This window comes from Streptomyces sp. NPDC023541 (assembly GCF_055559995.1).
Map to the genome: position 1 here is coordinate 132,329 of NZ_JBVHJO010000011.1, position 26,761 is coordinate 159,089.

The window sequence follows — 26,761 nt, forward strand, 5'->3', positions numbered from 1 at the left end:
GGGGGCACATGAGTCACCGCGCGAGAGTCATCCTCGCCGCAAGCGCACTCGTCTTCGGAACCACACTCGCCGCCTTGCCCGCGACCGCCCAGGCGCGGCCCGGCACCGCCGCGCCCGGCCCCGCGTCCGGCGCCGAGGAGGTGCGGGTCTACGACGCCGAAATCACCCGGGAACAGGTGCCGCTGGTCCTCGCGGCCGGCCAGGACGCCCACGAGCTCACCGAGCGCGCCCCGGAGACCGGGACCGCCCGGGTCGAGCTCTTCCTGACGGAAGCACAGGCGGGCGAGCTGGCAGCCCAGGGCGTCGAGCTCGCCGAGCGCAGGATCCCGGCCCAGGCCCTGGCCCGCGCCAAGGCGGCCGGGGACGGCGTGTTCCGCCCGTACAGCGGCAAGGGCGGCCTCCAGGAGGAGATCCTGCGCACGGCCCAGGAGCACCCGGCGCTCACCAAGGTCGTCTCCATCGGCAAGACCGTCCAGGGCAAGGACATCCTCGCCCTGAAGGTCAGCAAGAACGCGAAGAAGACCGAGGACGGCGCCAAGCCCTCGGTGCTCTACATGTCCAACCAGCACGCCCGCGAGTGGATCACCCCCGAGATGACCCGGCGGCTGATGCACCACACGCTCGACAACTACGGCAAGGACCAGCGGATCACCAGGCTGGTGGACTCCAGCGAGCTGTGGTTCCTGCTCAGCGCCAACCCCGACGGCTACGACCACACGCACGCCGCCGACAGCCAGCGGCTGTGGCGCAAGAACCTCCGCGACAACAACGGCGACGGCCAGATCACCGCCGGCGACGGCGTCGACCTCAACCGCAACTTCGCCTTCAAGTGGGGCTACGACAACGAGGGCTCCTCGCCGAACCGGGCGAGCGAGACCTACCGCGGCCCCAAGGCCTCCTCCGAGCCCGAGACCGCCGCCCTCGACGCCTTCGAGAAGCGCGTCGGCTTCGACTACGCCATCAACTACCACTCGGCCGCCGAGCTGATCCTCTACGGCGTGGGGTGGCAGGTGGCCACCCCCACCCCCGACGACGTGGCCTACAAGGCCCTCGCCGGCACCCCCGAGAACCCGGCCGTCCCCGGCTACTACCCCCAGGTGTCCTCCGAGCTGTACACCACCAACGGCGAGGCCGACGGCCACGCGTCCAACGTCAACGGCATCATGATGTTCACGCCGGAGATGACCACCTGCCAGACCGCCTCGGCCGCCGACCCGGCCGACCAGTGGAAGCCCGAGGACTGCGCATCGGGCTTCAACTTCCCGGACGACGAGAAGCTCATCCAGGCGGAGTTCGCCAAGAACGTCCCCTTCGCCCTCGCGGTCGGCGAGAGCGCCGCGCACCCGGACCGCCCCTCGTCCCCCGTCGGGCTGAGCGCGGCCGACTTCACCACCGACCCCTTCACCACCTCCTACGCGGCCCGGGGCCAGGACCAGGAGGTCGCCGTCACGGCCCGCAAGGCGCTGAAGGGCAAGGAACTCAAGTACCGGATCAACGGCGGCCGCACGCACGACGAGGACCTCAGGGCCTGGAAGGGCGGTGACGTCTACGGCGGCGAGGACAACAACTGGTTCGACGAGTACCGCGCCGAGGTCGAGGGCGCCGGGCCCGGCGACAAGGTCGAGGTCTGGTTCACCGGCCGCGACCGCTCCGGCAAGCAGGTCTCCAGCGAGCCCTTCACGTACACGGTGGCCGAGCGGCCCCGCGCGGACGTCCTGGTGATCGCCGAGGAGGGCGCCGCGGCCCAGCACGCCCAGAAGTACGTCGACGCGCTGCGCGCCAACGGCAGGTCCGCCGCGGTCTGGGACGTCGCCGTCCAGGGCGTCCCGCACCACCTCGGGGTCCTCTCCCACTTCGGCACGGCCGTCCACTACACCGGAGCCAAGACGCCCGGCGGAGAGACGCAGTTGGCGGTCCGCGACTTCCTGAACGAAGGCGGCAGGCTGATCGAGGCCGGCGAGCCGGCCGGCGGCAACGCGCAGGTCGGCCGCGCCGTGACCAACGACTTCAGCCAGTACTGGCTCGGCGCCTACAGCCGCAACAGCACCCCCGGCGCCACCGGCTTCACCGGCGCCGGCGCCCTGCAGGGCGCGAACGGCGGCCTCGGCGACGCCGCGGGCAACCCGCTGAACGCCCCCGGCGCCTACACGGTGACCTCCGAGACCCTGGCCCCCGCGCAGTTCCCGCAGTTCAGCAGCGCACAGGCCGGCCGGTACACCGGGATCACGAACCCGTACGCCCCCTACGCCGGCGCCGGGATGGCCTCGGCGCTGCACACCGACAGCGACTGGAAGCGGCTCGTCCGCACCATCGACCTCACCGGCGTCACCGCGGCCGACCGGCCGCAGCTGAAGCTCGCCCTCAACTGGAACCTCGAAGAGGGCTACGACCACGCCGCGCTGGAGGCCCGCAGCGCCGGCGGCGACGACTGGACCATGCTGCCGGAGGCGGGCGGCCTGAGCAGCCCGGCCGTCCCCGAGGAGTGCGCGGCCGGCTTCTTCATCAACGGCCACCCGTTCCTTCGCCGCTACCTCACCCTGGAGGGCGGCGGCTGCACCCCGCACGGCACCAGCGGCCAGTGGAACACCTTCACCGGCTCCTCCGGCGGCTGGAAGCAGGTCTCCTTCGACCTGAGCGCCTACGCGGGCCGGTCCGTCGAGCTCTCCCTCTCCTCCATCACCGACCCGAGCACGGGCGGACGCGGCGTCTTCGCGGACGAGGTGCGCCTGTCGACCGGCGGCGGGGAGCAGGCGGCCGAGGGGTTCGAGGCCTCGCTCGGCGCCTGGGCGGCCCAGGGCGCACCGGCCGGAAGCCCCGACGTCCCGGGCGACTGGTCCCGGACAGGAGAGCTCTTCCGGTCCTACGCCTCGGTGACCACGCGTGACACCGTACTTCTGGGCTTCGGCCTGGAACACCTGCCCGCGGCGGCGGATCGCGCTCTACTCGTCGGTAAGGCGCTCCGCTCGCTCAACCGCTGAACAGCGCCACCTTCGACGCTCACCCAGAGTGACCGGGGCCAAGGTCCCCGGGGCCCGCGCAGGAGCGTCCGGGGCGGGCCCCGGCGGGGGTACCCCGCGAAGTGGGGGGAGTGTCAGCCCTCGACCGATGTCACCCAAAAGCTCACGGAGAGGTAGGGTCGTAAGCGGTCGGGGACATCCCATTTACAGCTCGCCGGCGCTCTCACCGGCGCACCAACGAGGAGATCGGTTCGTGACGATCCGCGTAGGCATCAACGGTTTTGGCCGCATTGGCCGCAACTACTTCCGGGCCCTCCTGGAGCAGGGAGCGGACATCGAGATCGTCGGTGTCAACGACCTGACTGACAACGCCACCCTGGTGCACCTTCTCAAGTACGACACCATCCTGGGCCGCCTCAAGGCCCAGGTGTCCCACACCGACGACACCATCACCGTCGCCGGCAACACCTTCAAGACCTTCGCCGAGCGCGACCCCGCGAACCTCCCCTGGGGCGAACTGGGCGCCGACATCGTCATCGAGTCGACCGGCATCTTCACGAAGAAGGCGGACGCCGCCAAGCACATCGCGGCCGGCGCGAAGAAGGTCCTCATCTCGGCTCCCGCCAAGGACGAGGACATCACCATCGTGATGGGCGTCAACCAGGACAAGTACGACGCGGCCAACCACCACGTCATCTCCAACGCGTCCTGCACCACGAACTGCGTGGCGCCGATGGCCAAGGTCCTCGACGAGAACTTCGGCATCGTCAAGGGGATGATGACGACGGTCCACGCGTACACGAACGACCAGCGCATCCTGGACTTCCCGCATTCGGACCTGCGCCGCGCCCGCGCCGCCGCCGAGAACATCATCCCGACCTCGACGGGTGCCGCCAAGGCCACCGCGCTGGTCCTGCCGCAGCTCAAGGGCAAGCTGGACGGCATCGCGATGCGCGTCCCGGTGCCGACCGGCTCGGTCACGGACCTCGTGCTGGAGCTCGACCGCGAGGTCACCAAGGACGAGATCAACGCCGCCTTCCAGAAGGCCTCCGAGGGCCAGCTGAAGGGCATCCTCGACTACACCGAGGACGCGATCGTCTCTTCCGACATCGTGAACTGGCCGGCGTCCTGCACCTTCGACTCCTCCCTGACCATGGTTCAGGGCAAGCAGGTCAAGGTCGTCGGCTGGTACGACAACGAGTGGGGCTACTCCAACCGTCTCGTGGACCTGACGGTCTTCGTCGGCGGCCAGCTCTGAGTTCCAGGGCTGACACCACGATGTGAAGCACAGGGTCCGGGCCGCGCGACGATGCGCAGCCCGGACCCTGTAGCTTGCCAGTCGTTCTTCGCCCCCGACACGGGCGCCCAAAGGAGTCAGAAACACATGAAGACGATCGACGAACTGCTCGCCGAAGGCGTCAAGGGCAAGCGGGTCTTCGTCCGCGCGGACCTCAACGTTCCGCTCGCCGAGGGCACGATCACCGACGACGGCCGCATCCGCGCCGTCCAGCCCACGATCGCGAAGCTCGCCGAAGCCGGCGCCCGCGTCGTCGTGGCCTCGCACCTCGGCCGCCCCAAGGGCGCCCCGGAGCCGGCCTTCTCGCTCGCGCCGGCCGCCGCGCGCCTCGGTGAACTGCTGGGCGCGGACGTCGCGTTCGCCACCGACACCGTGGGTTCCTCCGCCAAGGAGACCGTCGCCGCCCTCACCGACGGCCAGGTGGCCGTCATCGAGAACCTCCGCTTCAACGCCGGTGAGACCTCGAAGGACGACGCCGAGCGCGGCGCCTTCGCGGACCAGCTCGCGGAACTCGCCGACATCTACGTCGGCGACGGCTTCGGCGCCGTCCACCGCAAGCACGCCTCGGTCTTCGACCTGCCCGCGCGGCTCCCGCACGCGGCCGGCCAGCTCATCGCCACCGAGGTCGGCGTCCTGAAGAAGCTGACGGACGAGGTCAAGCGCCCGTACGTCGTGGTCCTCGGCGGCGCCAAGGTCTCCGACAAGCTCGCCGTCATCGACGAGCTGCTCGGCAAGGCCGACCGCCTCCTGATCGGCGGCGGCATGGCCTACACCTTCCTCCACGCCCAGGGCCACGAGGTCGGCATCTCCCTGCTCCAGAAGGACCAGGTCGACAAGGTCAAGGAGTACATGGCCCGGGCCGAGTCCACCGGCGTCGAGCTCGTCCTGCCGGTCGACATCCTGGCCTCGACGGACTTCCCCGACCTGAAGACCAAGGCCCCGGCCGAGTACACCACCGTCGACGCGGACAAGATCCCCGCCGACAAGGAGGGTCTGGACATCGGTCCGAAGACCCGTGAGCTGTACGCCTCGAAGATCGCCGACGCGGAGACCGTCTTCTGGAACGGCCCCCTGGGCGTCTTCGAGCACCCCGACTACGCCGGCGGCACCCGCGCGATCGCGCAGGCCCTCGTCGACAGCGACGCCTTCACCGTGGTCGGCGGCGGCGACTCTGCCGCCGCGGTCCGCACGCTCGGCTTCGACGAGAACGCTTTCGGCCACATTTCTACCGGCGGCGGCGCCTCCCTCGAGTACCTCGAGGGCAAGACGCTCCCCGGCCTCGCCGCCCTGGAGGGCTGAAGCCGTATGACCACCCGCACCCCGCTCATGGCGGGCAACTGGAAGATGAACCTCAACCACCTCGAGGCCATCGCCCACGTCCAGAAGCTCGCCTTCGCGCTCACCGACAAGGACCACGACGCCGTCGAGGTCGCGGTCCTGCCGCCCTTCGTCGACCTGCGCTCCGTCCAGACCCTGGTCGACGGCGACAAGCTGAAGATCAAGTACGGCGCCCAGGACATCTCCGCGCACGACTCCGGCGCCTACACCGGCGAGATCTCCGGCCCGATGCTGTCGAAGCTGCGGTGCACGTACGTGGCCGTCGGCCACAGCGAGCGCCGCCAGTACCACGGCGAGACCGACGAGATCTGCAACGCCAAGGTCAAGGCCGCCTTCAAGCACGGGATCACCCCGATCCTGTGCGTCGGCGAGGGCCTGGACATCCGCAAGGCCGGCCAGCAGGTCCCGTACACGCTCACCCAGCTCGACGGCGGCCTCAAGGACGTCCCGGCCGAGCAGGTCGAGTCCATCGTGATCGCCTACGAGCCCGTCTGGGCCATCGGGACCGGCGAGGTCGCCACCCCCGAGGACGCCCAGGAAGTCTGCGGGGCGATCCGCGGCCGCCTCGCGGAGCTGTACTCGCAGGAGCTGGCCGACAAGGTCCGCATCCAGTACGGCGGCTCCGTGAAGTCCGGGAACATCGCGGCGATCATGGCGCAGCCCGACGTCGACGGCGCCCTGATCGGCGGCGCGGCGCTCGACGCGGACGAGTTCGTCAAGATCGTCCGCTTCCGCGACCAGTGAGTATGCGGTAGGGCCGATCCGTCGTACCCTTGCGGGGGCCAGAGGCTGAACCACCAGCCGCTGGCCCCCGCGCACATCTCGCAAAGCCGGAAAGCCTGAAAAGCCAGAAAGTAGGAATCAGCCGTGATTATGGGGTTCTCGATCGCCCTGATCGTCTTCAGCGCCCTGCTGATGCTGCTCGTGCTGATGCACAAGGGCAAGGGCGGCGGCCTCTCCGACATGTTCGGCGGCGGCATGCAGTCGTCGGTCGGCGGCTCCTCCGTCGCGGAGCGGAACCTGGACCGCATCACCGTCGTGGTGGGTCTGCTCTGGTTCGCGTGCATCGTCGCGCTCGGCCTCGTGATGAAGACGGGCAGCTGACCGTTCTCGCCATTCCGGCAGTCCGGTCGGCATCGCCCGGCCTATCATGAGGCTGGCGTTCACGACGTGGAATCAGTAACTCCGCTCACTGGACGTGCGTTGGGCCTTACGTAGACTTGGGCGCTCCGCGGCGGAAATTCCACTCACACTCCGCGGCACCATCACGCAGGGAGTTACGACCGTGGCAAGTGGCAACGCGATCCGTGGTAGCCGGGTCGGAGCGGGGCCGATGGGTGAGGCAGAGCGCGGGGAGTCCGCGCCCCGCCTGCGCATCTCCTTCTGGTGCTCGAACGGGCACGAGACGCAGCCGAGCTTCGCCAGCGATGCGCAGGTGCCGGACACCTGGGACTGCCCGCGCTGCGGGTTCCCGGCCGGCCAGGACCGGGACAACCCGCCCGCGCCGCCGCGCACCGAACCGTACAAGACGCACCTGGCGTACGTGCGCGAGCGGCGCTCCGACGCCGACGGCGAGGCGATCCTCGCCGAGGCGCTCGCCAAGCTCCGGGGCGAGATCTGACCCCGCCCGGCGAATGTGACGTGTGGCCCGGCCCCGCAGGAACCTCTCCTGCGGGGCCGGGCCTCTTTGTGTGCGTTGCGCCGCTTGTGATCCCTTAAGTTGGTGGACGGCGGGGCACGACAGGACGGAAGAAGTGGGTTGATGTCCGAGATGAACGCAGGCAGCCGTACGAAGCTCAACCGGACGCCCGAGTGGCAGGCACTCGGCAAGCACCGGGAGGAGTTCGGCCAGACGCATCTGCGGCAGCTGTTCGAGGAGAATCCCGGCCGCGGCGCCGGCTACACGCTGCGGGTCGGCGACCTGCACATCGACTACTCCAAGCACCTCGTCACCGACGAGACGCTGGAGCTGCTGCGCGAACTGGCTGCGGCGACGGGCGTGGCCGAGCTGCGCGAGGCCATGTTCCGCGGCGAGAAGATCAACACGACCGAGGACCGGGCGGTCCTGCACACCGCGCTGCGCGCACCGGCCGACACCGTCGTCGAGGTGGACGGCGAGGACGTCGTCCCCGGCGTGCACGCGGTCCTCGACAAGATGGCGGCCTTCTCCGAGCAGATCAGGTCGGGGAAGTGGACCGGCTTCACCGGCAAGCGCATCAGGAACGTCGTCAACATCGGCATCGGCGGCTCCGACCTCGGTCCCGCCATGGCCTACGAGGCCCTGCGCGCCTTCGCCGACCGCGCCCTGACCGTGCGTTTCGTGTCCAACGTCGACGGGGCGGACCTGCACGAGGCCGTGCGCGACCTGGACCCGGAGGAGACGCTGTTCATCATCGCCTCCAAGACCTTCACCACCATCGAGACCATCACGAACGCCACGTCGGCGCGCAGCTGGCTGCTCGCCGGACTGGGCGGCGACCAGGCCGCCGTGGCACGGCACTTCGTGGCGCTGTCGACCAACGCGGAGAAGGTCACCGAGTTCGGCATCGACCCGGCCAACATGTTCGAGTTCTGGGACTGGGTCGGCGGGCGCTACTCCTTCGACTCGGCCATCGGGCTCTCCCTGATGATCGCGATCGGCCCGGGCGCCTTCCGCGACCTGCTGGCCGGCTTCCACCTGATGGACCAGCACTTCCGCACGGCGCCCGCCGAGGAGAACGCCCCGCTGCTGATGGGCCTGTTGGGGATCTGGTACGGCGCCTTCTTCGACGCGCAGTCGCACGCGGTGCTCCCGTACAGCCACTACCTCTCGCGCTTCACCGCGTACCTGCAGCAGTTGGACATGGAGTCCAACGGCAAGTCCGTGGACCGCGACGGCAATCCGGTGGAGTGGCAGACCGGCCCGGTGGTCTGGGGCACGCCCGGCACCAACGGCCAGCACGCCTACTACCAGCTCATCCACCAGGGGACGAAGGTGATCCCCGCGGACTTCATCGGCTTCGCGAACCCGGTGGCCGAGCTGGAAGCCGCCCCGGCGGCCCAACACGACCTGCTGATGGCCAACTTCTTCGCGCAGACCCAGGCACTGGCCTTCGGCAAGACGGCCGACGAGGTCCGCGCGGAAGGGGCGCCGGAGTCGCTGGTCCCGCACAAGACCTTCCACGGCAACCATCCGACGACCACCATCCTGGCCACGGAACTCACCCCCGGGGTACTGGGCCAGCTGATCGCGCTGTACGAGCACAAGGTGTTCGTCCAGGGCGCCGTGTGGAACATCGACTCCTTCGACCAGTGGGGCGTGGAACTCGGGAAGGTGCTCGCCAAGCGCATCGAGCCCGCCCTGACCGAAGGCGCGGACGTGCCCGGTCTGGACGCCTCGACGCAGGCGCTGGTGACCACCTACCGGACGCTGCGCGGACGCGGCTGACGGGTGCGCAAAGGGCCCGCTCTCCCGGAGGAGGGCGGGCCCTTCGCGTCGGCTCCCGTCAGTCGGCTCCCGTCAGGAGGAGGCCGGAGGATACATCCCGGACGGCAGCTTGGCCGCCGCCGCACGGTCCAGGAGCCACAGGGTGCGCGAGCGCCCGTACGCCTCCGCGGCCGGCGCCTGCACGCCGCCCGCCCCGCCGAGGGCGATGGCTACCGCTCCGGCCTTGTCCTCCCCCGCCGCCAGCAGCCAGACCTCGCGGGCCGCCCGGATGGCCGGGAGGGTCAGTGAGATCCGGGTGGGCGGGGGCTTGGGGGCGCCGTGCACGCCGACGACCGTGCGGTCGGTCTCCCGGGTCGCAGGGTGCTCGGGGAACAGCGAGGCCACGTGCGTGTCCGGGCCGACGCCCAGCATCAGCACGTCGAAGGTGGGGACCGGGCCGTGGTCCTCCGGGCCGGCCGCCCTGGCCAGCTCGGCCGCGTACGCGGCGGCCGCCGCGTCCACGTCGGCGCCGTAGGGGCCGTCCGAGGCCGGCATGGCGTGCACGCGGGCGGGGTCGACCGGGACGGAGTCCAGGAGGGCAGCGCGGGCCTGGGTGTGATTGCGCTCGGGGTCGTCGGCGGGCACGTACCGCTCGTCGCCCCACCACAGGTCGAGCCGCTGCCAGTCGATCGCGTCGCGGGCCGGGGCGGTGGCCAGCGCGGCGAGGAGCCCGTTGCCGTTGCGTCCGCCGGTGAGGACCACGGACGCGGTGCCGCGGGCCGTCTGGGCGTCCACGATCTTCGTGATGAGCCGGGCCGCGGTGGCCTGGGCCATCAGTTCCTTGTCCCGGTGGACGACGACCTGAGGAGTCGTCATACCCATGTGCTGCCGCCTTCTGTGTAGTTCAGGGTGTGCGGTGGTGCGCACACCGCTGCGCGGAGCCGCTCCCCGCCCCGCCCTTTCGCCGTTTCCTGGGGCTCCGCCCCGGTTTGGAGAAGGGGCGGGGTGGGGCAAGGGCTTCCGCGCAGCGGCCGCACCTACTTGGCCGGGGCCTTCTTCGCCGGCTTGGCGGCCGGCTTCGAGGGCTCGGCCTTGGCCGGAGCGGCCTCCTCCGCCTTCGCGGGAGCCTCGGGCGCGGGCGCGGGCGCGACGCTCGCCGCCGCCAGCTGCGACACGCCGTACTTCAGCGAGGCCGCGTACGTGTTGTCCGGGTCCAGCCGGCGCAGCTCCTCCGCCAGGAGCTCGGCCGTGTCGCGGCGCTTGAGCGCCACGTTCCGGTCGGGCTGCCCCGGCATGCACAGCGTGGCCAGCCCGCCGTCCGCCCGGTTCAGGACGATGTCGCCGTCCTTCGTCGCCAGACGTACGGCGGTCAGGCCCGGCCCAGGCGACAACTGGCGGCGGACGGGGACCTGCAGCCGGTCCGCCAGCCACATGGCCAGCAGCTCACAGCTCGGGTTGTCGCCCTCGCCCTCGACGGTCGCCGAGACGACCGTCAGGGCCTGCTGGTCCAGCGCCGCGGCCAGCATCGAGCGCCACGGGGTGATCCGGGTCCACGCCAGGTCCGTGTCCCCCGGTGCGTACGCGCCGGCCCGGGCGCCGAGCATCCCGACCGGGTTCTCGCAGGAGTACGTGTCCGTGATGCGGCGCTGCCCGAGCGCACCCAGCGGATCGCCCGCCAGGTCCGTGGGAGCACCGTCCGGCCACCAGACGACCACAGGCGCATCCGGAAGGAGCAGCGGGAGAACCACCGACTGGGCGTGGTCGACCAGTTCGCCGTGAAGGCGCAGCACGACCGTCTCACCGCTGCCGGCGTCCGCCCCGACGCGGACTTCCGCGTCGAGCCGGGCGTCACGGCGGCTGCGCGGCGAGCGGCTGGCCCGCTTGATGACGACGACGATCCGCGAGGGGTGTTCGTGGGACGCGTCGTTCGCCGACTTGAGCGCGTCGTACGCGTTCTCCTCGTCGGTCACGATCACCAGCGTGAGGACCATGCCGACGGCCGGCGTGCCGATGTCCCGGCGTGCCTGCACCATCGCAGCATTGATCTTGCTGGAGTTGGTCTCCGTGAGGTCGATCTTCATGGCCGGCGCCAGCTCCGTCCGTCTCGTGCGAGCATCTCGTCCGCCTCGACCGGCCCCCAGGTGCCCGCCGGGTACTGCGCGGGCTTGCCGTGCTTGTCCCAGTACTCCTCGATCGGGTCGAGGATGTTCCAGGACAGCTCCACTTCCTGGTGACGGGGGAAGAGGTTCGCGTCGCCGAGGAGCACGTCGAGGATGAGCCGCTCGTACGCCTCGGGGCTCGACTCCGTGAAGGACTCGCCGTAGGCGAAGTCCATCGTGACGTCCCGGACCTCCATGGAGGTGCCCGGAACCTTGGAACCGAAGCGCACCGTCACGCCCTCGTCCGGCTGGACCCGGATGACCAGGGCGTTCTGCCCCAGCTCCTCGGTCGCGCCCGACTCGAAGGGCAGGTACGGGGCCCGCTTGAAGACGACCGCGATCTCGGTCACCCGGCGGCCCAGGCGCTTGCCCGTCCGCAGGTAGAAGGGGACGCCCGCCCAGCGGCGGTTGTTGATCTCCAGGCGGATGGCCGCGTAGGTGTCGGTCTTCGACTTGGGGTCGATGCCGTCCTCTTCGAGGTACCCGACGACCTTCTCGCCGCCCTGCCAGGCCGCCGCGTACTGGCCGCGCACGGTGTGCTTGCCCAGGTCCTCCGGCAGCTGCACCGCCGTCAGGACCTTGAGCTTCTCCGCCACCAGCGCCTTGGGGTGGAAGGAGCCGGGCTCCTCCATCGCGGTCAGCGCGAGCAGCTGGAGCAGGTGGTTCTGGATGACGTCGCGGGCCGCGCCGATGCCGTCGTAGTAGCCCGCCCGGCCGCCGATGCCGATGTCCTCGGCCATGGTGATCTGCACGTGGTCGACGTACGACCGGTTCCAGATCGGCTCGAACATGGTGTTGGCGAAGCGGAGCGCCAGGATGTTCTGGACGGTCTCCTTGCCGAGGTAGTGGTCGATCCGGAAGACCTCGTCACGCGGGAAGACCTCGTGGACGACCTTGTTGAGCTCCTCGGCGCTCTTCAGGTCGTGGCCGAAGGGCTTCTCGATGACGGCACGCCGCCAGGAGCCCTCCTTCTGCGCCAGGCCGTGGTCCTTGAGCTGCTGGACCACCTTGGGGAAGAACTTCGGCGGGACGGACAGGTAGAAGGCGAAGTTGCCTCCGGTGCCCTGCGCCTTGTCGAGCTCGTCGATCGTCGCCTTCAGCGTCTCGAAGGCGGCGTCGTCGTCGAAGTCGCCCTGGACGAAGCGGCAGCCCTGGACCAGCTGCTGCCAGACCTCCTCCCGGAAGGGGGTGCGCGAGTGCTCCTTGACCGCCTCGTACACCTCCTGGGCGAAGTCCTCGTGCTCCCACTCCCGGCGGGCGAACCCGATGAGGGAGAAGCCCGGCGGGAGCAGGCCGCGGTTGGCCAGGTCGTAGACGGCAGGCATCAGCTTCTTGCGCGACAGGTCACCCGTAACGCCGAAAATGACCAGGCCGGACGGCCCCGCGATGCGCGGGAGCCGCCGGTCCTGTGCGTCACGAAGCGGGTTCGCTCCGTTGAGAGACAAGGTGTTCAGGCCTCCGTGGGGGCGAGGCGCTCGAGCTCCGCCTCGGTCGACTTCAGCAGGTCGTTCCAGGACGCCTCGAACTTCTCGACGCCCTCGTCTTCCAGCAGCTGCACGACATCGTCGTACGAGATGCCCAGCTTCGCGACCGCGTCGAGCTCGGCGCGGGCCTGCTCGTAGGTACCGCGGACGGTGTCACCGGTGATCTGCCCGTGGTCCGCGGCGGCCTCCAGGGTGGCCTCCGGCATGGTGTTCACCGTGTTCGGGGCGACCAGGTCGTCCACGTACAGGGTGTCCTTGTACGCCGGGTCCTTGACGCCCGTCGAGGCCCACAGCGCACGCTGCTTGTTGGCTCCGGCGCGCTCCAGGGCGGTCCAGCGGTCCGAGGAGAAGACCTCCTCGTAGGCCTCGTAGGCCAGACGGGCGTTGGCGAGGGCCGCCTTGCCCTTGAGGGCCTTCGCCTCGTCGGTGCCGACGGCGTCCAGGCGCTTGTCGATCTCGGTGTCCACGCGGGACACGAAGAAGGAGGCGACCGAGTGGATCAGGGAGAGGTCCAGGCCGGCGGCCTTGGCCTTCTCCAGACCGGCCACGTACGCGTCCATCACCTCGCGGTAGCGCTCCAGCGAGAAGATCAGCGTGACGTTGACGCTGATGCCCTTGCCGATGACCTCGGTGATCGCCGGAAGGCCGGCCTTCGTCGCCGGGATCTTGATGAGCGTGTTCGGGCGGTCCACCAGCCATGCGAGCTGCTTGGCCTCGGCGACGGTCGCAGCGGTGTCGTGCGCCAGACGGGGGTCGACCTCGATGGACACGCGGCCGTCCTGGCCGTCGGTGCGGTCGTAGACCGGGCGCAGGATGTCGGCGGCGTCCCTGACGTCCGCCGTCGTGATCATGCGCAGGGCCTCTTCCACGGTGACCTTGCGGGTCGCGAGGTCGGTGAGCTGCTGCTCGTAGCCCTCGCCGCCGCTGATCGCCTTCTGGAAGATCGCCGGGTTGGTGGTGACACCGACCACGTGCGACTGGTCGATGAGCTCGGCCAGGTTGCCGGACGTGATGCGCTTGCGGGACAGGTCGTCCAGCCAGATCGCGACGCCTTCGTCGGAGAGGCGCTTGAGTGCGTCTGTCATGGGATTACATCTCCTACTGGTTGCGTGCGGCGTCAGCGCGCGGCGGCGGCGAGGCGTACTGCATCGATGCTGGCCTGTGCGGCGGCCACCACGTTCTCGGGGGTGAAGCCGAACTCGCGGAAGAGCACCTTCGCGTCGGCGGAGGCACCGAAGTGCTCCAGCGACACGATCCGGCCGGCGTCGCCGACGTAGCGGTGCCAGGTCAGGCCGATGCCCGCCTCGACCGCGACGCGCGCCTTGACCGACGGCGGCAGGACGCTGTCCTTGTACTCCTGGCTCTGCTCCTCGAACCACTCGACCGACGGCATCGAGACGACCCGGGTCGGGACGCCCTGGGCCTGGAGCTGCTCGCGGGCCTCGACGGCCACGTGCACCTCGGAGCCGGTGCCGATGAGGACGACCTGCGCCGGGCCGCCCTCGGCCTCGAACAGGACGTACCCGCCCTTGGCGGCGGCCTCGTTGCGCTCGTAGGTCGGCACGCCCTGGCGGGTCAGCGCCAGGCCGTGCGGGGCGCCCTTGCCGAAGACCTTGGTGTGGCGGCGCAGGATCTCGCGCCAGGCGATGGCGGTCTCGTTCGCGTCGGCCGGGCGGACGATGTTCAGGCCCGGGATCGCGCGCAGCGAGGCGAGGTGCTCGACCGGCTGGTGGGTGGGGCCGTCCTCGCCGAGGCCGATGGAGTCGTGCGTCCACACGTAGGTCACCGGCAGGTGCATCAGCGCGGACAGGCGCACGGCGTTGCGCATGTAGTCGGAGAACACCAGGAAGGTGCCGCCGTAGATGCGGGTGTGGCCGTGCAGCGCGATGCCGTTCATGGCCGCGGCCATGGCGTGCTCGCGGATGCCGAAGTGGATGGTGCGGCCGTACGGGTCGGCCTCCGGCAGCGGGTTGCCCACCGGCAGGAACGAGGAGTCCTTGTCGATGGTGGTGTTGTTGGAGCCGGCCAGGTCGGCCGAGCCGCCCCACAGCTCCGGGATGACCGCGCCGAGCGCCTGCAGGACCTTGCCGGACGCGGCACGGGTGGCGACGCCCTTGCCGGTCTCGAAGACGGGGAGCTTGTCCTCCCAGCCCGCGGGCAGCTCGTTGGCGTTGATGCGGTCGAACTCGGCGGCGCGCTCCGGGTTGGCGGTGCGCCAGGCGGAGAAGTCCTTCTCCCAGGCGGCCTTGGCCTCGCGGCCGCGGTCCAGGGCCTTGCGGGTGTGGGCGATGACCTCGTCGGAGACCTCGAAGGTCTGCTCCGGGTCGAAGCCGAGCACGCGCTTGGTGGCCGCGACCTCGTCGTCGCCGAGCGCCGAGCCGTGGGCGGCCTCGGTGTTCTGGGCGTGCGGGGCGGGCCAGGCGATGATCGAGCGGGCCGCGATGAAGGACGGGCGGTCCGTGACGGCCTTGGCGGCCTGGAGGGCGGCGAAGAGCGCCTTCGGGTCGAGGTCGCCGTTCTCCTGCTGCTCGACGCGCTGGACGTGCCAGCCGTACGCCTCGTAGCGCTTCATGGTGTCCTCGGAGACGGCCGTCTCCGTGTCACCCTCGATGGAGATGTGGTTGTCGTCCCACAGCAGGACGAGGTTGCCCAGCTTCTGGTGGCCGGCCAGCGCGGACGCCTCGTGGGAGATGCCCTCCTGGAGGCAGCCGTCGCCCGCGACCGCGTAGACCATGTGGTCGAACGGGGAGGTGCCGGGGGCGGCCTGCGGGTCGAAGAGACCGCGCTCGTAGCGGGCGGCCATGGCCATGCCCACCGCGTTGGCGACACCCTGGCCGAGGGGGCCGGTGGTGGTCTCGACGCCGGCCGTGTGGCCGTACTCCGGGTGGCCGGGGGTCTTGGAGCCCCAGGTGCGGAACGACTTCAGGTCGTCCAGTTCCAGCCCGAACCCGCCCAGGTACAGCTGGGTGTAGAGGGTCAGGGACGAGTGCCCCGCGGAGAGCACGAAACGGTCGCGGCCCACCCACTCGGGGTCCGCCGGGTCGTGCCGCATCACCTTCTGGAAGAGGGTGTACGCGGCGGGGGCCAGGCTCATCGCCGTACCGGGGTGGCCGTTTCCGACCTTCTGGACCGCGTCAGCGGCCAGGATGCGGGCGGTGTCGACGGCCCGCTGGTCCAGTTCGGTCCACTCGAGCTCTGTGGTGGTCGGCTTGGTGCTCACCGTGGGTCAGGGCTCCTCTCCACATGTTTGTATCCCGGTGACGAACGGTGCACCGGCGCGATTCCGAGCCTACCCCCGCAACGGCGTGCAGCTATTCGAGTGCAGGCGGTCCGTCACCGCTCCGCCGGCCCGCGTTCACCCGGCCACGGGGCGCGGGCGGTGTCGTCCCCCGTATGTATGCACGGTCCGATCGGCTCAACACGAGGCGACCCCGGCGCGGGGCGACGTAAGCGCAACGTCTACAGTGGCGTGGTACGCGCAAGCCTTAACCGGGCCTTCATGTTGTGAACGGCCCGAGTCGGAGCTTGCTGGATTCTCTCTCAGGGGTGTGCGTGACGGCCGTCGAATCCCGTCCAGCGGGGGTGCTCGGGACGAGCCCCGGTCACCGGCCGTTCGGGACCCGCGTCATGGCTTTCGTGGCATTGACCAAGCCGCGGATCATCGAACTTCTGCTGATCACCACAGTGCCGGTGATGTTCCTCGCGGAGCAGGGCGTTCCGTCGCTGTGGCTGGTCCTGGTGACCTGCGTAGGCGGTTACCTGTCCGCGGGCGGCGCGAACGCGCTGAACATGTACATCGACCGCGACATCGACGCGCTGATGGACCGCACCTCGCAGCGCCCGCTGGTGACCGGCATGGTCAGCCCGCGGGAGTGCCTGGTCTTCGGCATCACGCTCGGCGTGGTCTCCACCCTGTTCTTCGGCCTGCTCGTCAACTGGCTGTCGGCGGCGCTCTCCCTCGGGGCGCTCCTCTTCTACGTCGTCGTCTACACGATGCTGCTGAAGCGGCGCACGACCCAGAACATCGTCTGGGGCGGCATCGCGGGCTGCCTGCCGGTGCTCATCGGCTGGTCCGCCGTCCGCAACGAGCTCTCCTGGGCCGCGGTCATCCTCTTCCTCGTCATCTTCTTCTGGACGCCGCCGCACTACTGGCCGCTGTCGATGAAGGTGGCCGACGACTACGCGCGCGTCGGGGTGCCGATGCTCCCCGTCGTCGCGGGCAACAAGGTCGTGGCGCGCCAGATCGTGCTCTACAGCTGGGTGATGGTCGGTGTCTCGCTGCTGCTGACCCCGCTGGGGTACACCGGCTGGTTCTACACCTCGGTCGCGCTGCTGGCCGGCGGCTGGTGGCTGTGGGAGGCGCACGCGCTGCACGCGCGGGCCAAGTCGGGCGTGACGGGCGCGAAGCTCAAGGAGATGCGCCTGTTCCACTGGTCGATCACCTATGTGTCGCTGCTGTTCGTGGCGGTGGCCGTGGATCCCTTCCTCCGTTGATTACTCGCCGGTAGCATGGCCTCCATGGGAGACACCGCAGACAGCGCGGCCGCCGCAGGCGCCGCGGACAAGAAGCAGGACCGTACCGCCGCGAAGCTGGCCAGGCAGATCGGCGCCTTCGCCAAGCAGCACGGCGGCGCCGAGGGCCAGCTCGCCCACATGGGCCAGGCCGGCACCCGCATCGTGCTCGTGGGCACGGACGGCGGCTGGGGCGACCTGGTGGCCCCGACCTTCGCGGTGGCGCAGCTCGCCGCGCAGAAGGCCGGGCTGACCCTCCACGAGGAGTTCGACGGGGAGTTCGCCGCGCGGGTGCGGACCGGCCCGTACGAGTGGTCGCGGATGGCCGGCATCCAGCTCGGCGGATCCGAGAACCCGGCGGCCTGACCGCCCCCGGACGGCGTCCTGAGGACCGGAGTGCGGTCTCGGTCAACAGCCCGAGCAACACCTCACACCCCGCTCACCCGTTAGGACGTGTGGAAGCGCCTTCCTCACGTCCGCAACGGGATGCCCGGATGATCGAAACGCCGCCCCTGGTGGACCAGTACTGCCACGGAGTCCTCCGTACGGAGCTGGGCCTGGGCACCTTCGAGGCCCAGCTGATCCACTCGGCCGGCCCGCCCGCCGCGGGCACGACCTTCTTCGACACCCAGACCGGCTTCGCCGTCCGCCGGTGGTGTCCGCCGCTGCTGGGGCTGGAGCCGCACGCCGCCCCCGCCCGCTATCTGGCCAGGCGCCGCGAGCTGGGCCCGGCCGAGTCCGCGCGGCGGCTGCTGCAGGGGTCCGGAGTCGCCGCCTACCTGGTCGACACGGGTATGGCCGGGGATCTGACGTGCCCCAAGGACATGGCGCTGGCCGCCGGCGCCGAGGCCTTCGAGACGGTCGGACTGGAGTTACTGGCCGAACAGGCCGCCGACACCTCCGGGACGGTGGCCGCCTTCCTCGCCAATCTCGCCGAGGCCGTGCACCACGCCTCCGCCGGGGCCGCCGCCTTCTCCTGCGCCACGGCCCTCGGCCGCGCGGACGGCCCGCTCCTCGACCCCGAGCCGCCCGGTCCGGGTGAGGTGCGCGGGGCGGCCGGACGGTGGCTGGCCGGGCGGGCGCGCGGCGGAGCGCTGCGGGACCCCGTGCTCCTGCGGCACCTGCTCTGGAGCACCGTGGCGTCCGGGCTGCCGCTCCAGCTGCACACCGGTACGGGGGACCCCTCGGCGCTGACCGGGTTCGTACGGGCCACCGCGGGGTCGGGCACGCGGCTGGTGCTGCTCGGCGGATATCCCCACCACCGGCACGCGGCGCGGCTCGCGGAGGCCTTCCCGCACGTCTACGCCGACACGGGCGCGGGCCTCGGGCGCACCGGGGCGCGGGCCGCGGCGGTCCTGGCCGAGCTGCTGGAGCTCGCGCCGTTCGGGAAGCTGCTGTTCTCCAGCGGGGGACGGCGGCTGCCCGAACTGCACGCGGTGGGCGCCCTGGTGTTCCGGGAGGCGCTGACCCGGGTGCTGGGCGGCTGGGTCGCCGAGGGGTCCTGGTCCTGGCGGGACGCGGACCGGGTGGCGGCCATGGTCGCGGCAGGCAACGCCCGCCGCGTCTACCGGCTGGACCGGCCGTGAGGCCGGTCCGGGGGCGTACCGCCCGGCCGGCTCAGACGGAGGAGAGCTGGGCGTCGCCCGGTGCGATGATCCCCACCTCGTCCGCCGGCCGCTCGCGCAGGCTCAGGGCGAGCCGGAGCACCGCGATCCACACCAGGCAGGAGCCCAGCATGTGGACGGCGACGAGGACCTCGGGCAGGTCGGTGAAGAACTGCACGTAGCCGATGCCGCCCTGGGCGAGCAGCACGAGAAGCAGGTCGCGCGCACGGGCCCGGGTGTCGACGGGGGCGTCGACGACGCGCAGCACCAGCCACATCGCGACGCCCAGCGCGCAGACCACCCAGGCGGCGATCGCGTGCACGTGCGCGGTGGCCTCCCAGTCGAACGGCATCCGCTTGATCTCGCTGCTGTCACCGGCGTGCGGGCCGGAACCGGTGACCACCGTGCCCGCGGCGATCAGTACGAGGGTGGTCATGATCAGTGCCCACGACAGCTTGCGGACCGGGCCGGGGACGCGCGGGCGGGGGGCGGTGTCGCCCTCGCCGACGCGCTGCCAGGTGACGGTCGTCACGGCGATCAGCGTGGTGGCCAGCAGGAAGTGTCCCGCCACGCTGTACGGGTTGAGGCCCGTCATGACGGTGATGCCGCCGAGCACGGCGTTGCACATCACGAGGGCGAACTGGAGCCAGCCGAGCTTCGTCAGCGAGCGGCGCCAGGGCTCCGCCGAGCGGGCCGCGACGATCACCCAGCCGACGGCGGCGCAGAGCACGTACGTCAGCATCCGGTTGCCGAATTCGACGGCGCCGTGGAAGCCCTGCTCCTGCGTCACGATCAGGCTGTCGTCGGTGCACTTGGGCCAGGTGTCGCAGCCGAGACCGGATCCGGTCAGCCGCACCGCGCCGCCGGTGACGACGATGGCCACGCTCATGAGGAGCGCGGCGAGCGCGGCCCGCCGGACGATCCGGGGTGACGGAGTCCAGCGGCTGGCGATGTATGCGAGGGGGTTCAACACGCCCCATATCGTAGGCGACCCCTTGTGCAAAGTTTCACGAGGGGGTGGGGGGTGGTGTGTCGGGGCCGACGAGCAGCCGGAACCGGGCTCCGGCGGGGTCGCCCTCCTCGTGCCACCACAGGAGGACGCGCCAATGCGCGGCGTCGCCCGGGTAGTCCGGCGAACTCGTGAACCCGCGAAGTAATTCGCCCGCTACGTCCTCGGCTGTCCGGTTCCTCACCTCTGTGGCGCTGTGCCAGGGGTGGGGGAGTGCGCCCCACCGTCCGTCAGGGCCGCGGACGTCGAAGCGCCACACCGCGAGCCACGGCGTGACCTCCAGCATCGTGCGCACCTGTTCGGTGTCGAGGTGCAGCCGGGCCGCGATCTCGGGCTCCGCCACCGACCGGATGCGGGCGGCCACCACGGCCCGGGGCAGCAGCCTTTCGGGCAGCAGTCCCCGGGCGCGCAGGCCGACCAGTTCGTCGAAGGCCAGGTGGCGCAGGCGCAGCTCCAGCTGGCGGCCGATGTGGTCGAGGGCCTCCTCGGCCGCCTCGGCCTCCTCCGCGCCGGGGTCGGCCAGGAGCAGCCGGCGGAAGTCGGACTCCGCGTCCACGGCCCAGGCCACCGCCTCCTCGGCGGAGCCCAGCTCGGCGAGGCGGTCCCCGAGGAACACCTTGGCCTGGGCGAGGCCCCGCCGGTTGACCGGATCGGCCTGGTCCAGTCCCGCCCACACCTCCACCGCGGTACGGGTCAGATCGCGGGCGCGCTCACCGGCGGCCCGCTCCATGGCGCTCGGGCCGCCGCCGGCGGCCGGGCCCAGCGGATGCTTCGGCAGCCGGTCCGCGTCGCTCAGAGGCCAGGCCAGCCAGACCCCGTGGTTGATCAGCCCGCGGGCGTACCAGCGGGCGTACTCCGGGGTGTGCCGGGCGGCGCGTTCGGAGCTGCGCAGGCCCTCCTCGATGGTGGCGAGGGCGCCCGCGCGGTCCCCCGCGGCGAACCGCAGGGCGGCCCGGTCGGCGAGGCGCAGCCCGAGCAGGGCGGTGCACTCAGGATCGTCGGTGAGCGTGCGCAGGGCGCCGATCAGCTCGTCCAGGAGCCTTTCGCGCTCCGCCGGCTCCGTCCGCGCGGCCCCCGCCCGCACCCGCGCCCATTGGTCGTCCAGCCGAAGAACGGCCTCCCGCTGCACCATGTACGCCCCCCGGCTTCATGTGTGGAGGCGCCCATCCTCGCGGCCGCGCCGCCGCGAGGGAAAGGGTTTCATTCCCAGCGGAAGAGCCGCGCGGCGGCGCCCAGACCGAGTACGGCCCAGGCCGCGAGGACGGCCGCGTCGCCCCACGGCAGCGCGGCCCCGTGCCGCAGCACCTCGCGCAGCCCGTCGGACAGGGCCGAGATCGGCAGCAGCTCCAGGAGGGACCGCACCGAATCCGGGAACTTCTCGAGCGGCACGATCACCCCGCCGCCGACCAGCAGCAGCAGGAAGACCAGGTTGGCGGCGGCCAGGGTGGCCTCGGCCTTGAGCGTGCCCGCCATCAGCAGGCCGAGCCCCGAGAAGGCGGCGGTGCCCAGCAGGACCAGCGCGGCGACCGACAGCGGGTTCCCCTGCGGGGACCAGCCCAGGGCGAGGGCGATCACCGTCAGCAGGGCGATCTGCAGCACCTCGGTGACCAGCACCGAGAGGGTCTTGGCGGCCATCAGCGCCCAGCGCGGCAGCGGGGAGGCCCCGAGCCGCTTGAGCACCCCGTAGCGGCGGTCGAAGCCGGTGGCGATGGCCTGGCCGGTGAAGGCGGTGGACATCACGGCGAGGGCGAGGACGCCGGGGGCGAGGAAGTCCACCGGCTTCCCGGCGCCCGTGTCGACGATGTCGACGGCGGAGAACAGCACCAGCAGCAGCGCCGGGATGATCACGGTCAGGAGCAGCTGCTCGCCGTTGCGCAGCAGCATCCGCGTCTCCAGCGCCGTCTGCGCGAGGATCATGCGGGACACGGGCGCGGCCCCCGGGCGGGGGGCGAACGTACCGGCGCTCATGCGCGCAGCTCCTTACCGGTCAGTTCGAGGAAGACGTCTTCGAGGGTGTGCCGCTCCACCGCCAGGCTGTCCGGCATCACGCCGTTCTGCGCGCACCAGGAGGCGACGGTGGCCAGCAGCTGCGGGTCGACCTCGCCGGTCACCCGGTAGACGCCCGGGGTGACCTCGGCCGCCTGGGTGCCGTCGGGCAGGGCCTTCAGCAGCGAGGCCAGGTCGAGGGAGGGGCGGCCGGTGAAGCGCAGGGTGTTCTCGGCGCCGCCGCGGCACAGCTGCTCGGGGGTGCCGTGGGCGATGACGCGGCCCGCGTCCACGATGGCGACCTCGTCCGAGAGCTGCTCGGCCTCGTCCATGTGGTGGGTGGTGAGGACGACGGTGACCCCGTCGGCGCGCAGTTCCCGTACGAGGTCCCAGGTGGCGCGGCGGGCCTGCGGGTCCAGGCCGGCGGTGGGCTCGTCGAGGAAGACCAGCTCGGGGCGGCCCACGACGGCCATGGCCAGGGCGAGGCGCTGCTGCTGGCCGCCGGAGAGCCGGCGGTAGGGGGTGCGGCCGCAGCCGCCGAGTCCCAGGCGTTCCACCAGGGTGTCCGGGTCGAGCGGGGCAGCGTACAGCTTGGCCATGTGGCGCAGCATCTCGACGGCGCGGGCTCCGGAGTAGACGCCTCCGGACTGGAGCATCACGCCGATCCGCGGGCGCAGGGCCTCGGCCTGGGCGACCGGGTCGAGGCCGAGGACGCGGACGGTGCCGGCGTCGGGGCGGTGGTAGCCCTCGCAGGTCTCCACCGTGGTCGTCTTGCCCGCGCCGTTGGGACCGAGGACCGCGGTGACGGAGCCCCTGCGGACGGTGAGGTCCAGTCCGTCCACCGCCGTCTTGGCGCCGTACCGCTTCACCAGTCCGCGGATCTCCACGGCGGGGTCGTTGCTCATGGTGGGTGAGTCTACGGAGCCGGGGGTCGGGCCCCCGGTCCCGGGTCCCGAGGGCCGGGGTATTCGAACACCCGGTAGTGAAAACGGCTTTTTTCAGTCCGGTGGCCCTGGGCGGACCATCCGGTTTCGGTGATCTTTTACGGAAGGCGGCGTTCAGGGCGCCGGGAACCGCCGCGGGGGCATGAGCGCTGGTGGGGGCCGTGAATCCGGCGGTGCAAGGTGTTTGGAGGGTGGGTGGAATTTACCCCTCCGAATAACTCTCCGTCGATAAATAAGGTAACCCTTAGTGATGGAGGCCACCAGGCGTGGCCTCCGTCACGGCTTGTCCGGGCTCGGTTAATTACGCAACAATGGCGTTGTGAAATACGGCGAACGGCAGAACGAGGCCCCCCAGGGGGAGCTCGCCACCGGGGAGCGGTCAACCCGCAACCGCGTGGCGCGCTCGATCCTGGACCACGGTCCGTCCACCGTCGCCGACCTCGCCCAGCGCCTCGGCCTCACCCAGGCCGCCGTCCGCCGCCACCTCGACGCGCTCGTCGCCGACGACGTGGTCGAAGCCCGTGAGCAGCGCGTGTACGGAGCGCGGACCCGGGGTCGGCCCGCCAAAGTCTTCGCGCTCACCGACTGCGGCCGCGACGCCTTCGACCAGTCCTACGACAAGCTCGCCGCGGACGCCCTGCGCTGGATCGCGCAGTCCGTCGGCGGCGGCGAGCAGGGCGAGGCGGCCGTCGCCGCCTTCGCCAGGTCGCGGATGGAATCGCAGGCGCAGGCCTACCGGGAAGCCGTCGACGCGGCCGCCCCCGAAGGCCGCACGCAGGCCCTTGCCAAGGCGTTGACGCAGGACGGGTACGCTGCTACGGCGAAGAGCGCTCCCGGTCCGCACAGCGGTGAACAGCTCTGCCAGCACCACTGCCCGGTCGCCCACGTGGCCGAGCAGTTCCCGCAGCTGTGCGAGGCGGAGACCGAGGTCTTCTCCCGCCTGCTCGGGACGCACGTGCAGCGCCTTGCCACGATCGCCCACGGCGACGGAGTGTGCACGACGTTCATTCCGCGAAGCGCGGGCGCCACACAGACCGACACATCAGTATCTGCAAGTACGGCCGGGAGGAACCCCGCATGACCACGGAGACTGCTCACCCTGAGCTCGATGGCCTGGGCACCTATGAATACGGCTGGGCCGACTCCGACGCGGCCGGTGCCGCCGCCAAGCGGGGTCTGTCCGAGGACGTCGTCCGCGACATCTCGGCGAAGAAGTCCGAGCCGGAGTGGATGCTGAACCTCCGCCTCAAGGGGCTGAAGCTCTTCGGCAAGAAGCCCATGCCGATGTGGGGCTCCGACCTCTCGGGCATCGACTTCAACAACATCAAGTACTTCGTGCGCTCCACCGAGAAGCAGGCCGCTTCGTGGGAGGAACTGCCCGAGGACATCAAGAACACGTACGACAAGCTCGGCATCCCGGAGGCGGAGAAGCAGCGCCTCGTCGCCGGCGTCGCGGCCCAGTACGAGTCCGAGGTCGTCTACCACCAGATCCGCGAGGACCTGGAGGAGCAGGGCGTGATCTTCCTCGACACGGACACCGCGCTCAAGGAGCACCCGGAGCTCTTCCAGGAGTACTTCGGCACGGTGATCCCGGTCGGCGACAACAAGTTCGCCTCCCTGAACACCGCGGTGTGGTCCGGCGGGTCGTTCATCTACGTCCCCAAGGGTGTCCACGTGGACATCCCGCTCCAGGCCTACTTCCGCATCAACACGGAGAACATGGGCCAGTTCGAGCGGACGCTGATCATCGTCGACGAGGACGCCTACGTCCACTACGTCGAGGGCTGCACCGCCCCGATCTACTCCTCGGACTCGCTCCACAGCGCCGTCGTCGAGATCATCGTGAAGAAGGGCGGCCGCTGCCGCTACACGACGATCCAGAACTGGTCGAACAACGTCTACAACCTGGTCACCAAGCGCGCCGTGGCGTACGAGGGCGCGACCATGGAGTGGATCGACGGCAACATCGGTTCCAAGGTCACCATGAAGTACCCGGCCGTCTACCTGATGGGCGAGCACGCCAAGGGCGAGACCCTGTCCATCGCCTTCGCGGGCGAGGGTCAGCACCAGGACGCCGGTTCCAAGATGGTCCACATGGCGCCGAACACCTCCTCGAACATCGTCTCCAAGTCGGTGGCCCGTGGCGGTGGCCGCACCTCCTACCGCGGCCTGGTCGAGATCGGCGAGGGCGCGCACGGCTCCAAGTCCAACGTGCTCTGCGACGCCCTGCTCGTCGACACCATCTCCCGCTCGGACACCTACCCCTACGTGGACGTCCGCGAGGACGACGTCACGATGGGCCACGAGGCCACCGTCTCCAAGGTCTCCGACGACCAGCTCTTCTACCTGATGGCCCGCGGCCTGACCGAGTTCGAGGCCATGGCGATGATCGTGCGCGGCTTCGTCGAGCCGATCGCCAAGGAGCTGCCCATGGAGTACGCGCTGGAGCTCAACCGGCTGATCGAGCTGCAGATGGAGGGCTCGGTCGGCTAGTCCCGGCCGCTCCCGCCCCGCAGCACATCCATAGACGTAGACGTGTTCTTTTAAGAGAGCGAGCAAGACGACAGCCATGGCTGAGGCTCAAAACATTCCGGCGGGCTCCACCACCGCCGGCGCGATCGCGGTGGCCGCCGAGTCCACCGTCGCCACCCGGATGAGCGCGCCCCCGTCCTTCGACGTGGCCGACTTCCCGGTTCCGCACGGCCGCGAGGAGGAGTGGCGGTTCACGCCGCTCGCCCGCCTCAAGGGCCTGCACGACGGCACCGCTGTCGCGGACGGCACCATGAAGGCCCAGATCGACGCGCCCGAGGGCGTCACGGTCGAGTCCGTGGAGCGCGGCGACGAGCGGATCGGCAAGGCCGGCACCCCCGTCGACCGCGTCGCGGCACAGGCCTTCTCGTCCTTCGCCAAGGCCACGGTCATCACCGTGCCCAAGGAGACCGTGCTCAGCGAGCCGATCCGGGTCGCCCTGCACGGCGAGGGCGGCACGACCTTCGGCCACACCGTCTTCGACGTGAAGCCCTTCGCCGAGGCGATCATCGTGATCGACCACACCGGCGACGGCGTACGCGCCGCCAATGTGGACATCCTCGTCGGCGACGGCGCCAAGGTGACCTTCGTGTCCGTCCAGGACTGGGACGACACCGCCGTCCACACCTCGCAGCACAACGCCCTCGTCGGCCGCGACGCGAGCTTCAAGTCCGTGGTCGTCACCTTCGGCGGCGACCTGGTCCGCCTGCACCCGCGCATCACCTACGCGGGCCCCGGCGGCGAGGCCGAGATGCTCGGCGTGTACTTCACGGACGCAGGCCAGCACCAGGAGCACCGCCTCCTCGTCACGCACGACGCCCCGCACTGCAAGTCGAACGTGGTCTACAAGGGCGCGCTCCAGGGCCAGGACGCCCACGCCGTCTGGATCGGTGACGTGCTCATCGAGAAGAGCGCCGAGGGCACCGACACCTACGAGATGAACCGCAACCTCGTCCTCACGGACGGCGCGCGGGTCGACTCCGTGCCGAACCTGGAGATCGAGACCGGCGAGATCGTCGGCGCCGGCCACGCCTCCGCCACCGGCCGCTTCGACGACGAGCAGCTCTTCTACCTGCAGGCCCGCGGCATCCCGGCCGACGAGGCCCGTCGCCTGGTCGTCCGCGGCTTCTTCGCCGAGCTCGTCCAGCAGATCGGTGTCGACGACATCGAGGAGCGCTTGATCACCAAGATCGATGCCGAGCTCCAGGGTTCCGTCTGATGAACTACGTCAAGGCCTGCGCGCTGAGCGAGCTGGAGGAGAACACCCCCAAGCGGGTGGAACTCGACGGCACGCCCGTGTCCATCATCTCCACCGACGGGGAGGTGTTCGCCATCAACGACATCTGCTCGCACGCGAACGTCTCGCTCTCGGAGGGCGAGGTCGAGGACTGCATGATCGAGTGCTGGCTGCACGGGTCGGCCTTCGACCTGCGCACCGGCAAGCCCTCCGGTCTGCCCGCGACGCGCCCCGTCCCCGTATACCCCGTAAAGATCGAAGGGGACGACGTGCTCGTCTCCCTCACCCAGGAGTCCTGA

Annotated in this window: 23 protein-coding genes; 14 read left to right on the forward strand and 9 right to left on the reverse strand. The window is 70.6% G+C overall.

The genetic code is table 11. From position 1 onward, the window contains the following. Positions 1-8: 8 nt before the first annotated feature. The 7 genes from ACZ3X1_RS25885 (at position 9) to pgi (ending at position 9,019) form a co-directional block, all read left to right on the forward strand. Positions 9-2,978, forward strand: coding sequence for a M14 family metallopeptidase (locus tag ACZ3X1_RS25885; RefSeq protein WP_467281125.1), 2,970 nt, complete (start codon positions 9-11; stop codon positions 2,976-2,978). A gap of 232 nt (positions 2,979-3,210) precedes the next feature. Then, positions 3,211-4,215 carry a type I glyceraldehyde-3-phosphate dehydrogenase gene (gap, locus tag ACZ3X1_RS25890; RefSeq protein ID WP_356811978.1) on the forward strand — a complete coding sequence of 335 codons (1,005 nt, stop codon included), beginning with the start codon at positions 3,211-3,213 and terminating at the stop codon, positions 4,213-4,215. A 126-nt stretch (positions 4,216-4,341) separates the two neighbouring features. Further along, positions 4,342-5,553: a phosphoglycerate kinase gene (locus ACZ3X1_RS25895; protein WP_356811979.1), complete on the forward strand. Its 1,212-nt coding sequence runs from the start codon at positions 4,342-4,344 to the stop codon at positions 5,551-5,553. A gap of 6 nt (positions 5,554-5,559) precedes the next feature. Continuing rightward, positions 5,560-6,336 (forward strand): triose-phosphate isomerase, encoded by a 777-nt coding sequence (gene tpiA / locus ACZ3X1_RS25900; RefSeq protein WP_356811980.1) that lies wholly within the window; start codon positions 5,560-5,562, stop codon positions 6,334-6,336. Positions 6,337-6,465: 129 nt separating this feature from the next. Then, positions 6,466-6,696, forward strand: a complete 231-nt coding sequence (gene secG / locus ACZ3X1_RS25905; RefSeq protein WP_356811981.1) for a preprotein translocase subunit SecG — start codon at positions 6,466-6,468, stop codon at positions 6,694-6,696. A 181-nt stretch (positions 6,697-6,877) separates the two neighbouring features. Beyond that, positions 6,878-7,213 carry an RNA polymerase-binding protein RbpA gene (locus ACZ3X1_RS25910; protein WP_010352468.1) on the forward strand — a complete coding sequence of 112 codons (336 nt, stop codon included), beginning with the start codon at positions 6,878-6,880 and terminating at the stop codon, positions 7,211-7,213. Positions 7,214-7,363: 150 nt separating this feature from the next. Then, positions 7,364-9,019 carry a glucose-6-phosphate isomerase gene (gene pgi, locus ACZ3X1_RS25915; protein ID WP_390075196.1) on the forward strand — a complete coding sequence of 552 codons (1,656 nt, stop codon included), beginning with the start codon at positions 7,364-7,366 and terminating at the stop codon, positions 9,017-9,019. A 72-nt stretch (positions 9,020-9,091) separates the two neighbouring features. On the opposite strand, the gene pgl is transcribed toward pgi, so the two are convergent. The 5 genes from pgl to tkt form a co-directional block, all read right to left on the reverse strand. Further along, a complete protein-coding gene (pgl, locus tag ACZ3X1_RS25920) occupies positions 9,092-9,874 on the reverse strand; it encodes a 6-phosphogluconolactonase (protein WP_467281126.1) in 783 nt (260 codons plus the stop codon). Between the two features lie 161 nt (positions 9,875-10,035). Next, a complete protein-coding gene (opcA, locus tag ACZ3X1_RS25925; protein WP_467281127.1) occupies positions 10,036-11,079 on the reverse strand; it encodes a glucose-6-phosphate dehydrogenase assembly protein OpcA in 1,044 nt (347 codons plus the stop codon). Next, on the reverse strand, positions 11,076-12,602 hold the full coding sequence (zwf, locus tag ACZ3X1_RS25930; protein WP_356811984.1) for a glucose-6-phosphate dehydrogenase: 1,527 nt from the start codon (positions 12,600-12,602) through the stop codon (positions 11,076-11,078). The genes opcA and zwf overlap by 4 nt, the downstream gene beginning before the upstream one ends. A gap of 5 nt (positions 12,603-12,607) precedes the next feature. Next, positions 12,608-13,726 carry a transaldolase gene (gene tal / locus ACZ3X1_RS25935; protein ID WP_356811985.1) on the reverse strand — a complete coding sequence of 373 codons (1,119 nt, stop codon included), beginning with the start codon at positions 13,724-13,726 and terminating at the stop codon, positions 12,608-12,610. A 32-nt stretch (positions 13,727-13,758) separates the two neighbouring features. After that, complete coding sequence (gene tkt / locus ACZ3X1_RS25940) at positions 13,759-15,861, reverse strand: transketolase (protein ID WP_362631739.1); 2,103 nt, start codon at positions 15,859-15,861, stop codon at positions 13,759-13,761. 326 nt (positions 15,862-16,187) lie between these two features. Between tkt and ACZ3X1_RS25945 the strand changes: the two genes are divergently transcribed. The 3 genes from ACZ3X1_RS25945 (at position 16,188) to ACZ3X1_RS25955 (ending at position 18,739) form a co-directional block, all read left to right on the forward strand. After that, positions 16,188-17,135, forward strand: a complete 948-nt coding sequence (locus ACZ3X1_RS25945) for a heme o synthase (RefSeq protein WP_467281183.1) — start codon at positions 16,188-16,190, stop codon at positions 17,133-17,135. Positions 17,136-17,159: 24 nt separating this feature from the next. Beyond that, the gene (locus ACZ3X1_RS25950; RefSeq protein WP_356811988.1) at positions 17,160-17,519 is read left to right on the forward strand and encodes a hypothetical protein; all 360 of its coding nucleotides are present in this window, start codon (positions 17,160-17,162) and stop codon (positions 17,517-17,519) included. 128 nt (positions 17,520-17,647) lie between these two features. Continuing rightward, positions 17,648-18,739: an amidohydrolase family protein gene (locus ACZ3X1_RS25955; RefSeq protein ID WP_467281128.1), complete on the forward strand. Its 1,092-nt coding sequence runs from the start codon at positions 17,648-17,650 to the stop codon at positions 18,737-18,739. A 31-nt stretch (positions 18,740-18,770) separates the two neighbouring features. Here ACZ3X1_RS25955 and ACZ3X1_RS25960 read toward each other — a convergent pair whose 3' ends face one another. The 4 genes from ACZ3X1_RS25960 to ACZ3X1_RS25975 form a co-directional block, all read right to left on the reverse strand. Next, positions 18,771-19,730, reverse strand: coding sequence for a COX15/CtaA family protein (locus ACZ3X1_RS25960; protein WP_467281129.1), 960 nt, complete (start codon positions 19,728-19,730; stop codon positions 18,771-18,773). Between the two features lie 34 nt (positions 19,731-19,764). Continuing rightward, the gene (locus tag ACZ3X1_RS25965; RefSeq protein WP_467281130.1) at positions 19,765-20,898 is read right to left on the reverse strand and encodes a hypothetical protein; all 1,134 of its coding nucleotides are present in this window, start codon (positions 20,896-20,898) and stop codon (positions 19,765-19,767) included. Between the two features lie 68 nt (positions 20,899-20,966). Then, positions 20,967-21,734: an ABC transporter permease gene (locus ACZ3X1_RS25970; RefSeq protein WP_467281132.1), complete on the reverse strand. Its 768-nt coding sequence runs from the start codon at positions 21,732-21,734 to the stop codon at positions 20,967-20,969. After that, positions 21,731-22,657, reverse strand: coding sequence for an ABC transporter ATP-binding protein (locus ACZ3X1_RS25975; RefSeq protein WP_467281133.1), 927 nt, complete (start codon positions 22,655-22,657; stop codon positions 21,731-21,733). The genes ACZ3X1_RS25970 and ACZ3X1_RS25975 overlap by 4 nt, the downstream gene beginning before the upstream one ends. A 358-nt stretch (positions 22,658-23,015) precedes the next feature. On the opposite strand from ACZ3X1_RS25975, the gene ACZ3X1_RS25980 reads away from it, so the two are divergent. The 4 genes from ACZ3X1_RS25980 (at position 23,016) to ACZ3X1_RS25995 (ending at position 26,761) form a co-directional block, all read left to right on the forward strand. Continuing rightward, positions 23,016-23,777: a helix-turn-helix transcriptional regulator gene (locus ACZ3X1_RS25980; RefSeq protein WP_356811994.1), complete on the forward strand. Its 762-nt coding sequence runs from the start codon at positions 23,016-23,018 to the stop codon at positions 23,775-23,777. Further along, on the forward strand, positions 23,774-25,189 hold the full coding sequence (gene sufB / locus ACZ3X1_RS25985; RefSeq protein WP_356811995.1) for a Fe-S cluster assembly protein SufB: 1,416 nt from the start codon (positions 23,774-23,776) through the stop codon (positions 25,187-25,189). Before ACZ3X1_RS25980 ends, sufB begins: the two co-directional genes overlap by 4 nt. 76 nt (positions 25,190-25,265) lie before the next feature. Next, positions 25,266-26,444: a Fe-S cluster assembly protein SufD gene (gene sufD, locus ACZ3X1_RS25990; protein WP_356811996.1), complete on the forward strand. Its 1,179-nt coding sequence runs from the start codon at positions 25,266-25,268 to the stop codon at positions 26,442-26,444. After that, positions 26,444-26,761, forward strand: coding sequence for a bifunctional 3-phenylpropionate/cinnamic acid dioxygenase ferredoxin subunit (locus ACZ3X1_RS25995; protein ID WP_030831344.1), 318 nt, complete (start codon positions 26,444-26,446; stop codon positions 26,759-26,761). The genes sufD and ACZ3X1_RS25995 overlap by 1 nt, the downstream gene beginning before the upstream one ends.

Bases quoted from the DNA above. Each gene is read 5' to 3' on its own strand.
- ACZ3X1_RS25885 (WP_467281125.1), top strand. From the start codon at position 9: ATGAGTCACCGCGCGAGAGTCATCCTCGCCGCAAGCGCACTCGTCTTC.
- ACZ3X1_RS25895 (WP_356811979.1), top strand. From the start codon at position 4,342: ATGAAGACGATCGACGAACTGCTCGCCGAAGGCGTCAAGGGCAAGCGG.
- tpiA (WP_356811980.1), top strand. From the start codon at position 5,560: ATGACCACCCGCACCCCGCTCATGGCGGGCAACTGGAAGATGAACCTC.
- secG (WP_356811981.1), top strand. From the start codon at position 6,466: ATGGGGTTCTCGATCGCCCTGATCGTCTTCAGCGCCCTGCTGATGCTG.
- pgi (WP_390075196.1), top strand. From the start codon at position 7,364: ATGAACGCAGGCAGCCGTACGAAGCTCAACCGGACGCCCGAGTGGCAG.
- pgl (WP_467281126.1), bottom strand. From the start codon at position 9,874: ATGACGACTCCTCAGGTCGTCGTCCACCGGGACAAGGAACTGATGGCC.
- opcA (WP_467281127.1), bottom strand. From the start codon at position 11,079: ATGAAGATCGACCTCACGGAGACCAACTCCAGCAAGATCAATGCTGCG.
- tal (WP_356811985.1), bottom strand. From the start codon at position 13,726: ATGACAGACGCACTCAAGCGCCTCTCCGACGAAGGCGTCGCGATCTGG.
- ACZ3X1_RS25950 (WP_356811988.1), top strand. From the start codon at position 17,160: ATGGGAGACACCGCAGACAGCGCGGCCGCCGCAGGCGCCGCGGACAAG.
- ACZ3X1_RS25955 (WP_467281128.1), top strand. From the start codon at position 17,648: ATGATCGAAACGCCGCCCCTGGTGGACCAGTACTGCCACGGAGTCCTC.
- ACZ3X1_RS25965 (WP_467281130.1), bottom strand. From the start codon at position 20,898: ATGGTGCAGCGGGAGGCCGTTCTTCGGCTGGACGACCAATGGGCGCGG.
- ACZ3X1_RS25970 (WP_467281132.1), bottom strand. From the start codon at position 21,734: ATGAGCGCCGGTACGTTCGCCCCCCGCCCGGGGGCCGCGCCCGTGTCC.
- ACZ3X1_RS25975 (WP_467281133.1), bottom strand. From the start codon at position 22,657: ATGAGCAACGACCCCGCCGTGGAGATCCGCGGACTGGTGAAGCGGTAC.
- sufB (WP_356811995.1), top strand. From the start codon at position 23,774: ATGACCACGGAGACTGCTCACCCTGAGCTCGATGGCCTGGGCACCTAT.
- sufD (WP_356811996.1), top strand. From the start codon at position 25,266: ATGGCTGAGGCTCAAAACATTCCGGCGGGCTCCACCACCGCCGGCGCG.
- ACZ3X1_RS25995 (WP_030831344.1), top strand. From the start codon at position 26,444: ATGAACTACGTCAAGGCCTGCGCGCTGAGCGAGCTGGAGGAGAACACC.